General features: G+C 67.0%; 11 protein-coding genes. 7 read left to right on the top strand and 4 right to left on the bottom strand.

Features of this window, described 5'->3' with window-relative positions; genetic code table 11:
• Positions 1 to 7 precede the first annotated feature (7 nt).
• The 5 genes from rfbB to ACM9LZ_RS12555 all read left to right on the top strand — a co-directional run bounded on the left by rfbB (position 8) and on the right by ACM9LZ_RS12555 (position 4,934).
• Positions 8 to 1,072, top strand: coding sequence for a dTDP-glucose 4,6-dehydratase (gene rfbB / locus ACM9LZ_RS12575; protein WP_416619819.1), 1,065 nt, complete (start codon positions 8 to 10; stop codon positions 1,070 to 1,072).
• Complete coding sequence (rfbA, locus tag ACM9LZ_RS12570; protein WP_416619818.1) at positions 1,072 to 1,962, top strand: glucose-1-phosphate thymidylyltransferase RfbA; 891 nt, start codon at positions 1,072 to 1,074, stop codon at positions 1,960 to 1,962. Before rfbB ends, rfbA begins: the two co-directional genes overlap by 1 nt.
• Positions 1,963 to 1,966: 4 nt before the next feature.
• Positions 1,967 to 2,845 (top strand): dTDP-4-dehydrorhamnose reductase, encoded by an 879-nt coding sequence (gene rfbD, locus ACM9LZ_RS12565; protein WP_416619817.1) that lies wholly within the window; start codon positions 1,967 to 1,969, stop codon positions 2,843 to 2,845.
• A 5-nt stretch (positions 2,846 to 2,850) separates the two neighbouring features.
• The gene (locus tag ACM9LZ_RS12560; RefSeq protein WP_416619816.1) at positions 2,851 to 3,966 is read left to right on the top strand and encodes a glycosyltransferase family 4 protein; all 1,116 of its coding nucleotides are present in this window, start codon (positions 2,851 to 2,853) and stop codon (positions 3,964 to 3,966) included.
• A gap of 74 nt (positions 3,967 to 4,040) precedes the next feature.
• Entirely contained in the window at positions 4,041 to 4,934 is an 894-nt protein-coding gene (locus ACM9LZ_RS12555; RefSeq protein WP_416619815.1) for a Wzz/FepE/Etk N-terminal domain-containing protein, read from the top strand.
• A gap of 36 nt (positions 4,935 to 4,970) precedes the next feature.
• Here the strand turns inward: ACM9LZ_RS12555 and ACM9LZ_RS12550 are convergent, their stop codons facing one another.
• Positions 4,971 to 6,257, bottom strand: coding sequence for an MFS transporter (locus ACM9LZ_RS12550; protein ID WP_465123018.1), 1,287 nt, complete (start codon positions 6,255 to 6,257; stop codon positions 4,971 to 4,973).
• 137 nt (positions 6,258 to 6,394) lie between these two features.
• Between ACM9LZ_RS12550 and ACM9LZ_RS12545 the strand changes: the two genes are divergently transcribed.
• Positions 6,395 to 6,961 carry a TetR/AcrR family transcriptional regulator gene (locus ACM9LZ_RS12545; protein ID WP_416619813.1) on the top strand — a complete coding sequence of 189 codons (567 nt, stop codon included), beginning with the start codon at positions 6,395 to 6,397 and terminating at the stop codon, positions 6,959 to 6,961.
• A gap of 33 nt (positions 6,962 to 6,994) precedes the next feature.
• Here ACM9LZ_RS12545 and ACM9LZ_RS12540 read toward each other — a convergent pair whose 3' ends face one another.
• Positions 6,995 to 7,861 (bottom strand): universal stress protein, encoded by an 867-nt coding sequence (locus ACM9LZ_RS12540; RefSeq protein WP_416619812.1) that lies wholly within the window; start codon positions 7,859 to 7,861, stop codon positions 6,995 to 6,997.
• A 153-nt stretch (positions 7,862 to 8,014) separates the two neighbouring features.
• Positions 8,015 to 9,643, bottom strand: coding sequence for a bifunctional aminoglycoside phosphotransferase/ATP-binding protein (locus ACM9LZ_RS12535; protein WP_416619811.1), 1,629 nt, complete (start codon positions 9,641 to 9,643; stop codon positions 8,015 to 8,017).
• A gap of 209 nt (positions 9,644 to 9,852) precedes the next feature.
• Between ACM9LZ_RS12535 and ACM9LZ_RS12530 the strand changes: the two genes are divergently transcribed.
• Entirely contained in the window at positions 9,853 to 12,888 is a 3,036-nt protein-coding gene (locus ACM9LZ_RS12530) for a phosphoenolpyruvate carboxylase (protein WP_416619810.1), read from the top strand.
• Between the two features lie 94 nt (positions 12,889 to 12,982).
• Here ACM9LZ_RS12530 and ACM9LZ_RS12525 read toward each other — a convergent pair whose 3' ends face one another.
• Positions 12,983 to 13,654 (bottom strand): GntR family transcriptional regulator, encoded by a 672-nt coding sequence (locus ACM9LZ_RS12525; protein WP_416619809.1) that lies wholly within the window; start codon positions 13,652 to 13,654, stop codon positions 12,983 to 12,985.
• Positions 13,655 to 13,779 lie beyond the last annotated feature (125 nt).

Genomic DNA, 13,779 nt, shown 5'->3' with positions numbered 1-13,779 from the left:
CCAAGGCATGACCACGCTTTCCCCCAAACTGATCCTCGTCACCGGGGGCGCCGGCTTCATCGGGTCCGCCTTCATCCGCCACGCCGTGGGCGTGAAGGGTTGCGCCGTCGTCAATATCGACAAGCTGACCTATGCCGCCAACCCGGACAATGTCCGGGCGGTGAAGGACAGTCCGCTCTATCATTTCGAGCAGGCGGACATCTGTGACCGTCCGGCCATGGATGCGATCTTCGCGAAATACCAGCCGGACGCCATCGTGCATCTGGCCGCCGAAAGCCATGTCGACCGGTCCATCGACGGGCCCGACGCCTTCATCCAGACCAATGTGGTGGGCACCGGCGTGCTGCTGTCGGCGGCGCGCGATTACTGGCAGGGCCTGGACGGCGTGAAGAAGGACGGCTTCCGGTTCCATCATGTCTCCACCGACGAGGTGTTCGGCAGCCTGGGGGAGGAGGGTTTCTTCACCGAGACCACGCCCTATGCCCCGCGCTCCCCCTATTCGGCATCCAAGGCCTCGTCGGACCATCTGGTCGATGCCTGGCACCATACCTATGGCCTGCCGGTGGTGCTCACCAACTGTTCCAACAATTACGGGCCGTTCCATTTCCCGGAAAAGCTGATCCCGCTGATCATCCTGAACGCGCTGGAGCGCCGGCCCCTGCCTGTCTATGGCAAGGGCGACAATGTGCGCGACTGGCTCTATGTGGAAGATCACGCCCGCGCCCTGTGGGAGGTGCTGACCCGCGGCCCCGTGGGCGAGCGGTTCAATATCGGCGGCAACAACGAGAAGACCAACCTGGAGGTCGTGGAGCGCATCTGCGATATCCTGGACGAGTTGCGCCCCGGCGAGGGCCGCCGCCGCGACCTGATCACTTTCGTGAAGGACCGGCCGGGCCACGATCACCGCTATGCCATCGATGCGTCCAAAATCCGCGCCGAACTGGGCTGGGAGCCGGAGGAAAGCTTCGAGACGGGTCTGGCGCGTACCGTGCGCTGGTATCTGGACAATGAATGGTGGTGGGGCGCGCTGCGGGAAGAAGCGCATAAGCGCCGTGGAGAGGGGAAGAAGTAATGGGCAAGCGCAAGGGTATCATCCTGGCCGGCGGTTCCGGCACCCGTCTCTATCCCATCACCATGGGCGTGTCGAAGCAGCTTCTGCCCGTCTATGACAAGCCGATGATCTATTATCCGCTGTCCACCCTGATGATGGCGGGTATCACGGACATCCTGGTCATCTCCACCCCCCACGACCTGCCGCAGTTCAGCCACCTGATGGGTGACGGCTCGCAATGGGGTCTGAACCTGTCCTATGCCGTGCAGCCCAGCCCCGACGGGCTGGCCCAGGCCTTCATCATCGGGCGCGGCTTCGTAGGCAACGACGCCGCCGCCCTGGTGTTGGGCGACAACATCTTCTACGGCCACGGGTTCGAGACGCTGCTGGCCAGTGCCGACGGGCGGGACGACGGGGCGACGGTCTTCGCCTATCATGTCAACGATCCCGAGCGGTACGGCGTGGTCAGCTTCGACGGCAACGGCAATGCCTTGACGATCGAGGAGAAGCCCAAGACGCCGAAATCCAACTATGCCGTCACGGGCCTCTATTTCTACGACAATGCCGTCGTGGACATCGCCGCCGCGATCAAGCCCTCGCCCCGCGGGGAATTGGAGATCACGGACGTCAACAATGTCTACCTGCAGCGCAATGCCCTGCGGGTGGAGCGCATGGGCCGGGGCTATGCCTGGCTGGACACGGGCACGCATGACAGCCTGGTCGATGCGACCCATTTCGTCCAGACCGTGGAACGCCGCCAGGGGCTGAAGGTCTGCTGTCCGGAGGAAATCGCCTTCCGGCGCGGGCTGATCAATGCCGAGCAGGTCGAGAAGCTGGCCAAGCCGCTGTTGAAGAACGAGTACGGGCAGTATCTGATGAAGGTGCTGCGCGAAATCCAGACGGAGGTCTGAGCCCATGAAGCTGCTGGTGTTCGGCCGCGGCGGCCAGTTGGCGCTGGCCCTGCGCGACCAGGGGGCGGCCCAGGGCCACGAGGTGGTCTGTCTGGGCCGGGAAAGCCTGTCCATCGCCGATGGCGGGGCCGTGGCTGCGGCCGTGCGCGGGCATGCGCCCGACCTGATCGTCAATGCCGCCGCCTATACGGCCGTGGACAAGGCGGAAAGCGAGCCGGAAGAGGCCTTTGCCGTGAACGAGGCCGGCACCCGCAACATCGCGGTTGCTGCGCGGGCCGACGATATCCCCTTCCTGCATGTCTCCACCGACTATGTGTTCGATGGATCGGGCGACCGGCCCTGGCGGGAGGACGACCCCACCGGCCCGCTGGGCATCTATGGCAAGTCGAAACTGGCCGGTGAGCAGGCGATGGCGTCGGCGGGCTGGGGCCGCAGCGCCGTGCTGCGCACCTCCTGGGTGTTCAGCCCCTATGGCGCCAATTTCGTGCGCACCATGCTGCGGCTGGGGGCCGACCGGCCGGAATTGCGCGTGGTGGCCGATCAGCGGGGCCGCCCGACCGGTGCGCACGACATCGCCGACGCCCTGCTGCTGATGGCCCCGCATGTGGCCGCCGGCACCGCGCAGGGCCTCTATCATTTCGGCGGGGCGGCGCCGACCACCTGGCATGGTTTCGCGCAGGCCATCTTCGCCGAAGGGGTCCGCCATGGCCGGCCCGTGCCCACGGTCCATCCCATCGCGACGACGGATTATCCCACGCCGGCGGCACGGCCGGGCAATTCGGTGCTGGATTGCAGCCGGTTCCTGGCCCTGCCGGGCGCCCGGCTGCCCGACTGGCGGCCGTCGCTGGCCCGGGCCGTCGATGCGCTGCTGGCCATGGGCTGAACGCCTTGGCCCTGACTGTCACCTTTTCGCACGATATCTTCACCTCGCAGGCCGTGGGCGGGATATCGCGCTATTTCTGTGAGCTGGCGCTGGCCTTGCGGGCCGACGGGGCCGATATACGCATCCCGGCCGGCCGCTACCTGAACCAGCACCTGCGGGATATGGCACCCGCCTGCTCCCCGGGCATGCTGCGCGGCCGCCATGTGCAGCGGGGCCGGATGCCCGTCCAGGCACTGCGCCTGCTGAACGAGGGGTGGGCGGCGCTGGCCACACGTGGCGGCGGCATCTTCCACCGCACCTATTACCCGCTGGTCGATCTCATGCCCCTGCGCCGTCCGCTGGTGACGACGGTGCATGACATGGTGTGGGAGATGTATCCCGGCGAGGCCCGGTCCTATCCCATCAACAGCCGGCTGAAGCGGCGGGCCGTGGCCAGGGCCGACCTGATCATCGTGCCGACGGTCGCGACAAAGCAGGATTTGTGCCGGCTGTGGGATGTGCGGCCCGACAATGTCTATGTCGTCAACCACGGTTTCACCCCGCTGCCCGCCCCGGATGCCGAGGGACCGGCCGCCGCCCGTGTACACGCCGCCCCTTATGTCCTGTTCGTGGGCCGGCGCGGCGGTTACAAGAATTTCGCCAATTTCCTGGCCGGCTATGCGGCCAGCCGGCTGCCGGCCGACGGTGTGGACCTGCTGTGTTTCGGCGGCGGGGCTTTCGGCCCGGCCGACATGGCATTGGTCGCCGGGCACGGGCTCACCGATCGCGTGCGCTGGATGGGGGGCGACGACATCACCATGATGCGCGCCTACCGCGACGCGCTGGTCTTCATCTATCCGTCACGCTGCGAGGGATTCGGCCTGCCGGTGCTGGAGGCGATGGGGGCCGGCTGCCCCGTCGCCCTGGCGGCGGAGGCCGAAGCGCTGGTGGAAGTGGCCGGCGGTGCCGCCGTCACCTATGACGCCGACAGCCGGGACGCAACCGTATCCATGCTGGAAAGCCTGGCGGAGGATGGCGAAAGGCGCCGCGCGCTGGTGCTGCGGGGCCGGCAGCGGGTGGGCGACTTCGGCTGGCAGCGTTGCGCACGGGAAACCGCCGCCCTTTATGCCATGCTGGCATGATGGACAGCAGCCGTCATTGATCGTAGGGTCGCGCCGGACGGCAACCGGCATCGGACAGGACCGGAGGAAAGCAAGTGACCATCGATACCCAGACCACATCCCGCCCGGCCGCCGCCGGCCCCGGTGACGACGTGATCTATATCGGCGATGTCATCCTGTTCTATCTGCGGCGCTGGCCGTTGTTCCTGGCCGTCTGCGGGGCGACCGTGGCGCTCGCCGTCGCCTATGTCCTGCTGTCCACGCCGGTCTACAAGGCCTCCGCCACGCTGGCGCCGCCCTCCTCCTCCGGCAATGGGGGCAAGGCCAGCGCGCTGAACCTGCCTTTCGGCCTGGGAGCCGCCCTGGGCGATGGCGGCGGGTCGACCATGCACAAGCAGTTCCTGCAGACCATCACCTCATACGACATCGCCGTGCGCCTGGCCGCCGACAAGGCCATGGCGGAACGCATCGTCCAGCCCGACGATCCGGGCACGGCGATCACGCCCGGCCTGATGGGTGACAAGCTGAAAAGCCTGCTGTCGGTCAACAAGCTGCGCAATACCCCGCTGGAGGACACGACCTTCACGGAGATCAGCTTCCGGCACGAGGATCCGGCCTTCGCCGTCCAGGCCCTGCAGCGCATCTTCGCCCTGTCCGACGACATCATCCGCACCCAGGTGCGCGAAACCAAGACGGCCCAGCGTGACGCGCTGCTGCGGTCGCTGGAACTGACCAGCAATGCCTATCAGCGCGAGGCGCTGGTGAAGAACCTGCTGGAAGTCGAGCATGAACTGATGACCAGCATGACCGACGCCCCCTTCAGCTATCGCGTCATCGAAAGCCTGCATGCCGGTGAGCATCCCGTGGCGCCCCGCCGCGTGCTGGCCGTGGCGGGCGCCCTGGTGGCCGGCGGGCTGATCGCCTTTGCCCTGGCCAGCATCCAGCTTTTCAACGCCTACCGCCGTAACCGGGGCCGCATCCTGGCCTGACGGCCGCCCTTGCGGTTTCGTCCCGGGGCGCCGGTATCAGGCCGGGGCGTCAGCCGGCGCCTTGCGCCCCATGGCAGGGCACAGCAGGGCGGCACCCAGGCAGAGCAGGCCCGCGACATAGAAGGCCGGCAGGTAGCTGTCCAGGGCCGTGCGCGACCAGCCGGCGCCAAAGGCAGCACAGGCCGCACCCAGTTGGTGTCCCGCAAAGACCCAGCCGAAGACCATGCCCGCCTTCTCCCGCCCGAATCGCTCGGCCGTCAGCTTCACCGTCGGCGGCACGGTGGCCACCCAGTCCAGGCCGTAGAAGACGGCAAACAGCGACAGACCGTAGAAGGTGAAATCCGAATAGGGCAGATAAAGCAGGGAAAGCCCGCGCAGGCCGTAGTACCAGAACAGCAGCCAGCGATTGTCGTAACGATCCGACAGCCAGCCCGACAGGATCGTACCGATGAAATCGAAGATCCCGATCAGGGCCAGCATGCCGGCAGCCTGTACGGCGGGAATGCCGAAATCGACGCAAAGCGGGATCATGTGTACCTGGATGAGACCGTTGGTGCTGGCCCCGCAAACGAAGAAAGTGGCGAACAGCACCCAGAACACGCGGGTGCGCGCCGCCTCGCGCAGCGTATCGATGGCAGCCCACGCGACCGATGCGGCGGGCGCCGCCGGGGGCTGCGGTGTTCCCGGCGGCTCGCCATAGGCGGTCAGCCCGACATCGGCGGGCCGGTCCCGCATCAGCAGCACGACCCCCAGGGCCGCGACCGTGATCAGCATGCAGACCATGCCCAACGCAAGGCGCCAGCCCATCTGTTCGGCCAGCCAGGCCATCAGGGGGATGAAGACGAGCTGGCCCGTCGCCGTGCTGGCCGTCAGCAACCCGATCACCAGCCCGCGCCGATGGGTGAACCAGCGGGTGGCGATGGTGGCGCCCATGACCAGTGCCGTCATGCCCGTGCCGATGCCGACCACCACGCCCCATAGCAGCATCAGTTGCCAGAGCTGGCCCATGCCCAGCGACAGCAGCATGCCCCCATTGATGACGGCAAGCGAGGTCAGCGCCATGCGGCGCACCCCGAACCGGTTGATCAGTGCCGCCGCGAACGGCCCCATCAGGCCGAACAGCACCAGCCGGATGGCCAGTGCCGCCGAAATCTCCGACGCGGTCCAGCCGAATTCCTGCTGCAGGGGCAACAGCAGCACCCCCGGCGCCCCCAACGCCCCCGCCACGGTCAGGGAGGTGAGGAAGCTGCTGGCCACGACGACCCAGCCATAATGGATGTTGCGGGCGGCCAGCCTGGCCGCCAGACGATCTGAGAAACTCACAACCTGCCCCCCGGGAGACCGGCCCATGATTGGACTGGTATTCATGATAGCTGTAATGATAAATTATTCATGATGGCAATCATGAATGCCGTCAAGTGCCTTGCAGGCGGCACCCAAGGGATGGACGGAGATGGGTCATGCGCGTATCGAAGCAGAAGGCCGGTGAACACCGGGATGCCATCCTGAATGCCGCCTCGCGCCTGTTCCGGGCCCGCGGCTTCGACAAGGTGGGCGTGGCGGAGGTGACGCAGGCCGCCGGCCTGACCCATGGCGGCTTCTACGGCCATTTCGCATCGAAGGAGGCGCTGGCTGCGGAGGTTTGCGACCGGAGCTTCGACAATGCCGTGCGGCGGCTGGCGGCATCCGCCACGCTGGAGGATTATATCGATTATTACGTCACGGTGGAGCATCGGGACCGCGAGGGGCCCTGCCCCATGGTGGCGCTGGGCGGGGATGTCTCCCGCCTGACGGGTCCCGTGCGTGAGCGGTTCACACAGGGGCTGGCCCGCTATGTCGCGGCCGTGCGCGAGCGGTTGCCGGCCGATGATCCGGATGCCGGAGAACGGGCGGCAGCCCTGGTTTCCCTGCTTGTCGGCGGGCTGTCGCTGGCCCGCGCCGCCGCCACGGCCGACCCCGGCCTGTCCGAACGGCTGCTGGACGGGGTGCGGGCACAAGCCAGGGCAATGGTAAGCGACCGGGGATAGGGAGGAGCCGCCGCCCCATCCCCTGGCGGTCGATCAGTGGGCCAGCAACAGCGGCAATGTCGTCTGGTTCAACATGGCGCGCGTGACGCCGCCCAGGATCAGTTCACGCAGCCGGGAATGGCCATATCCGCCCATGACCAGCAGGTCGGCACCGACCTCCGCGCACCGTTCCTGCAATTGGGCGGCGACACTGCCGCTGCCATCCAGCTTGTGATAGGTGGCGGGGATGCCATGCCACGCCAGATATTCCACCACCGGTGCGGCCTCGTCCGCGTCGGTGCGCAGCGTGTCCACGCCCAGCACATGCACGGCATCCGCCTTCTCCAGCAGCGGCATGGCCAGCGCCAGGGCCCGCGCGCTCTGCGCCCGGCCGTTCCAGGCCAGTGCCACGGTGCGGCCCAGGACCGGCGTGACCCCACCCTCCGGCGCCACCAGCACAGGCCGGCCGCTTTCCAGCAGGGCCGCCTCCAGGCCGACCAGGACGGCGGTGCGATCCTCGTTCGCCACCGACGGGAAGACGGTGATGTCGGACAGACGAGCCGCCGCCGCCATCACATCCTCGGTCACGCCGGCCGCCTCTGCGAAGGAGGCGCTGACCCGGTCGGTGCCGGGGGGGCGGTCGCAGACCGCGCCGCCGACGGCGGCCAGCGCCTGCTCCAGCGTGGCATGGGCCTTGGCGGCATGGACCTGGTTTTCCTGCTCCAGCGATTTCAGCAAGTCCTGGATCAGGGCACCGGACAGGCCCTCCCCCACCATGGGCATGACATCGCGCGGATCGGCCTTCAGATAAAGGGCGGTGACATTGCCCTTCGCCGGGGCGGCCAGGGTCAGGGCCGCGGAAAGGGCCGCGGCATCGCGGGCGCCGCCGGTGACGAAGCAGGTTATCTTGCGATAGGCCATGGTCTGGTCCCCCCTCGGGCTGTCATGTGGCACGGCGCCACAGGATAGGCATTCCGGTATCCAGGATGCGCCCCCGCCCTGGGGGTGGCATTGACATGGATCACCTGCCGGTCTGACCAGGGTAACAGATGCGGCAGGCGAACGTTGCCGCCGTCAGGACCGGGCGTTCTCGACATGCCGGCGGGCGATGGCGACGGTCTGCTGCGGGTCGCCGCCGGCGGGTATCACCTCCCACCGCATGTCGCCCAGATCATAGGCCGCCTGCCGCCGCAGCACATCGGCCGTGGCGTCGGATGCATCATCGCGGCGCCGGGCGACACGGGCCAGCGCCACGGCCTGGTCGGCCACCAGCCAAAGGCCGGAGAAGGATGCCCCTGCCGCCCGTGCCACGGCCTCCACGGCCCGGCGCTCGTCGGGCCTTGCATAGACACCGTCACAGACGACGCTGTGACGACCCTCCAGCACCAGCCCGGCACGGCCCGCCATCTCGGCATAGGTGCGGGCCGAATGCTCGGGCGTATAGAAGCTTTCCGGCAGGCGCTGCGTCTCCCGCGTGCCTGCCAGATGCTTGCGCAGCACGTCGCTGCGCAGCACCACGGCACCCGGCGCCGGGCCCAGCACGGGGGCCAGGGCATGGGCCAGCGTCGTCTTGCCCGTGCCGGACAGGCCGCCGATGGCCACCAGCCCCGCAGAAGGCGGGTCGAGCAGCCGGTTGGCCAGTTCCAGATAAGCCGCCGCCTCGGCCCGCATGCTGGCGGCCGTCGCGGCATCCGCCTGTCCTGCCGCCGCCGATGCCGTCAGATGGGCACGAATACCGGCACGCACCGACATGAACAAGGGCAGCAGCGACAGGCCCGCCAGATCACCGGTCAGGTCCAGATAGCGATTGAACAAGATATTGGCCAGCCCGCGCAGCCGCCGATGCTCAAGGTCCATCAGCAGGAACGCCAGATCGTAGAGCACATCGGTCACGGCAATGCGGTCGCCGAACTCCACGCAATCGAACGGCACGGGCCGACCGTCCAGCATCACGATGTTGCGCAGGTGAAGGTCACCATGACAGTGCCGGATATAGCCGGCGTCACGCCGCCGGTCGATCAGGCCGCTCCCCGCTGCCAGGGCCGTTTGCGAGGCGGCTTCCAGCCGGTCGACAGCGTCGGCATCGAACAGGGCACCATGGGCGCGCATCGCCTTGATGTTGGTCCGGGCCAGATCGGCCATCTCCTCCGCCCCCGGCGCCCCGGGACGGGGCTCCGCCGCATCATGGAAGGCGGCGATGACCCCGGCCAGATCGCGCATGATGGCACCGGTCAGCGCGCCATCCGCCGCCATCCGATCCAGCAGGGCCGATTGCGGGAAGCGGCGCATGGTGACCAGATATTCAACCACCGACGCATCCGGCCCGCCATCGGCGGCAACCGGGGCATCATCCACCAGCGTCACGCCGCCATTCTCCCGCCGCACCAGCCCGCCGACACCAAGATAAAGGTCGGGAGCCGTGCGCCGGTTCAGCACCAGTTCCGCCTGACAGGCATCCAGCCGCTGCGACAGGGTCCCATAATCGAAAAAGGGATAGGTGACGGCCCGCTTCATCTTGTAGGCGCGATCGCCGGCCATGAAGACACGGGCCGCATGGGTGTCGATCCGTTCTACCGCCGCGCCCTCGCCCGGCCCGTGGGTGCGCGCATCGGACAGCAGGGCGACGGCCTGCCGCTGGCCGGCTTCCGGGTCGTTCCGTTCCATATCCGGCCCTGCGCTGTGCATATGCAACACCCCAGCCATATCCGCATTCCTAAGCGAACGACGTTACAAGTAATCTATCGACTGCCTGCCGGTCCGCAATTATTCTAACGCTTCGTTGCGGACTGCAATGCGGACTGAAGATGTCCGCCATTACCCTTTCGGGCGTTGACACAGGTAATGGAGTTACACCAACCTGCGACGCTGCGCCGCAGCACGAACGACGATAATCACCATCAAGGGAAGCCCCCATGCCGCTGGACCCCGCCATGCCCCAAGCCGCCGCCCCGTCCGACCTGGAAGCCCTGGCCGCGACGACCGGCAAGGGGGCGCTGCTGTCCGGCAAACAGGCCCGTTTCCCCGCGCCGAAGGGGTTGGACGTGCAGGCACTGGCCACCGACCTCATGTCCCAGCTCGACCGGTTCACGGCAGAGGCGGGGCACGACCCGTTCGCCAACCCGGTGATGCTGCTGGCGCTGGACATCTCCCGCCGTCTCTCCTCAGGTGAATTGTCGGCCGGCGCGCTGGAACAGTTGGTCCAGTATCTGTCGGCCGAGGGTTTCCTGGCGCGCGCCGCCCGCCTCTCCAATTATTTGGGGGAAGCGGCACCGGAAGCCAATGCCAGCCGCATGGAAGAGTTGCTCGACGTCGCTGCCGACGGCAGCGGCGGGGAGCCGCTATCCTTCGAGGGTTTCAAGAAGCTGGTCGAGAAGGAGGTGTTCGGCATCGTCATCACGGCGCATCCGACCTTCAACCTGTCCGGGGCCCTGATGACCGCCATGGCCTGTCTGGCCACGGGCCGCGATGCGCAGGGCAACACCCTGACCGAGGAGGGGCGGGAGGCCCTGATCCGGCGCATGGCCAATGCCGAGCATGCGCCGGAGGAAATGACCCTGGCGCGCGAGCATGAATTGTCGCTGGACGCCATCGCCAACATCCAGACGGCCATCCGCACGCTCTATCGCGCCGTGCTGCGGGTGGGCCGCCGCCATTATCCGGACCGCTGGACCGAACTGACGCCGCGCCTGCTGACGGTGGCAAGCTGGGTCGGCTACGACCTGGACGGCCGGTCCGACATCCGCTGGTCCGACACGCTGCACAAGCGGCTGATCGTGCAGCAGCGGCAATTGCGCCATTACCTGTCCGCCCTGCGCGACATAAGGGCCGGCGCGCCGGCGCTGGAGGATCTGCGCCACACGCTGGCCCTGATCGAAAGCCGCCTGGCCCTGGCCCTGAACCAGGTGACGGACGAGATCGCGGCCTTCGGCGGGTCGGAGGCGCAGGACCTGGACCATCTGCGCCGCATCGCCAAGCGCATGCATGAAGGGCTGCCGCTGCGTCTGGTCGATGCGTCCGAAGCGATCGAGTTCGTGGACCGCGCCATCCGCCTGTCCGCCACGATCGAGGGGGAAAAGGCGCTGGAAACGGTGGAGGCGCTGGCCGTGCTGCGGGCCGAGCTGTCGGCCTTCGGGCTGGGCATGGCCCATACCCATGTCCGGCTGAACAGCACCCAGGTCCACAACGCCATCCGCAAGGCCATCGGGCTGGAAACGGCGGCCGACGACCCGCGCTACCGCCAGTCCTACCTGTCGAGCGTGACCGAGCTTCTGGACAAGGTCGAGCCGGTCTCCATCAATTTCGGCAGTGTCGTGGCCGAACGGACCAGCGCCAAGCGCCTGTTCATGGTCGTGGCGCAGATGCTGAAATATTCCGATGCGCGCACGCCCATCCGCTTCCTGATCGCCGAGTCGGAAAGCGCCTTCACGGTGCTGTCCGCGCTTTATTTCGCCAAGCTGTTCGGGGTGGAGGAACGGGTCGATATAAGCCCCCTGTTCGAAACGGAAAAGGCGCTGGAAACCGGCAGCCGCATCATCGAGCAATTGCTGGAGAACCCGCATTACCGCACCTATGTGCAACGGCGCGGGCGGCTTTGCATCCAGACCGGCTATTCCGATGCCGGCCGCTATCTGGGCCAGACGCCGGCCTCTGCCTCCATCGAGCGGCTGCGGCTGCGGGTGCTGCGCCTGTTCACGCGCCATGCGCTGAGCAATGTGCAGCTTGTCATCTTCGACACGCATGGCGAAAGCATCGGCCGCGGCGGCCATCCGGCCGGCCTGCACAACCGGCTGGCCTATGTCAGCCCGCCGGCCACGCTGGCCTTCGCCGCCAAGCACAATATCGAACTGAAGCAGGAGGTCAGCTTCCAGGGCGGCGATGGCTACACCTATTTCGTGACGCCGGCCTCCGCCCTGGCTGTCGTGACCCGCATCCTGGAATATATGATCGGCACGGCCAAGCCCGACCTGGACCATGACGTGTTCTATGCCAAGGGCGACTATATCCGGGAGTTCTTCACGACCGTGAAGGCCTTCCAGGTCGGCCTGGTGGAGGACCCGAACTATGGTGAACTGCTGGCGGCCTTTGGCACCAACCTGCTGTTTCCCAGCGGCAGCCGCGCCATCAAGCGCCAGCACGACAGCGCGCCGGACCCCGCGGCGGAGGTGCTGGCCGGGCAGTTCCGGGCCATCCCGCACAATGCCATCCTTCTCCAGCTCGGCCTGCCCGCCAATGTCCTGTCCGGCGTGGGAGAGGCGATCGACCGCGACCCTGAGCAGTTCCGCACGCTCTACGCCTCATCCCCGCGTTTCCGCGAACTGATCGGCATCGTCGTCTACGGCTCGGCGGTGTCCTGCCCGGACGCGCTGAAGGCCTATGTCGACACGCTGGACCCGGTCCATTGGCTGACCCGCGCCGCCCGGACCGGCAATCCGCTGGAAGCCGACGACATGCGCCGCATCGCCGCCGTGCTGGAGGAGACGCCGACCCAGGCCCGCCTGGTGCGCATCTTCCGCAAGCTGTACCGCGATTACGGCGTGCTGCGGCAGAACCTGGAGCGGGCCGGCGCCGCCCCGCCGCCGAATCCGGAACTGGAACGGCATCTGGCCCTGCTGCATGCCGTGCGGCTGTCGCTGATCAACCAGATTTATCGCCTGGCCGTGCATATCCCGGAATTCTCCAGCCAGCATTCCATCACCAACCAGCGGCTGGTGACCCGCCTGCTGCATCTGGACGTGCCATGGGCACTGGATCAGTTGGCCCGCATCTTCCCGGCCCGCAACGAGGTGATGCTGGATGAAGGGTTCGGGGAGGTGGCGACCTATGTCAGCGACGAAAGCCAGGATTACAGCCAGGAAAACCAGAACATCTTCCGGCCCATCGCATCGCTTTACGAGTTGATCCGCCGCACCAGCAACGCCCTGACGCAGCGCATCGGCTTCTTCGGATAGGCATCATGTGGACGAGGGGGCCGGCCGGGACATCCGGCCCCCATCTGTCCCATGCCAGGGGTCAGGCCAGGGGTCAGGCCAATGGCCCTTGCTGTCAGTGCTGCTCGGCCACCCACTGAAGACGGCGGCGCAGATTTTCTTCCGCCGTCTTCAGGTGGCGCTTGAACAGGGACAGCGCCGCAGCGGCATCCCGGCGGATCAGGGCCTCCAGGAAACCGTCATGCTCGGCCACCGATTCCGCCGGCAGATGTTCCAGCGGGCCGCGCAGGTTCTGCACCCGGATGATCTGACGCGAGACCAGCAGATGGGCATCGATCAGCGGTTCATTGCCGCTGGCCAGCACGATATGCCGGTGGACATCGTTGTTGGCATGCAGGAAGCCAGCGATGTCACCATTGGCCGCACAGGCCTTCATGCCATCATTGATGCGCAGGATGCCGGCCAGTTGGGCATCGTCGGCATTGCGGCAGGCCAGTTCCATGCCCAGCATCTCCAGCGCCTGGAGGAGATCATATTGCTGAAGCGTCAGTTCGGGCGTCGGCGTCGTCACCACCGCACCCTTGTTCAGCATGATCTCGATCAGCCCCTCCGCCGCCAGGGCCTGATAGGCCTCGCGCAGCGGGGAACGGGAAATGCCGAACCGCTCGCACAGCAGGCGTTCCTGCAACCGCATGCCAGGCTGCCAGATACCCTCGATGATCTCGCTGCGCAGGCGGTTGCAGACCTCGATCTGGAGGGAGGAACGGGGGATGATGTGGTCGGGCATGATCTCGGGGGGCCACGGGGTTTCGCAACGCCCTGATACCTACCTTGTCGATTGCACTTTGTCGACAAGATCGCGTCATACCGCTCGTGCGGCGCGCCCGAGCCAACGAATGTTGGCGCCGGCGA

The organism is Niveispirillum fermenti, from assembly GCF_048066175.1.
Lineage (GTDB): Bacteria > Pseudomonadota > Alphaproteobacteria > Azospirillales > Azospirillaceae > Niveispirillum > Niveispirillum fermenti.
The sequence above is the reverse complement of the archived record's forward strand: the minus strand, read 5'-3'. Positions and strand labels throughout refer to the sequence as shown.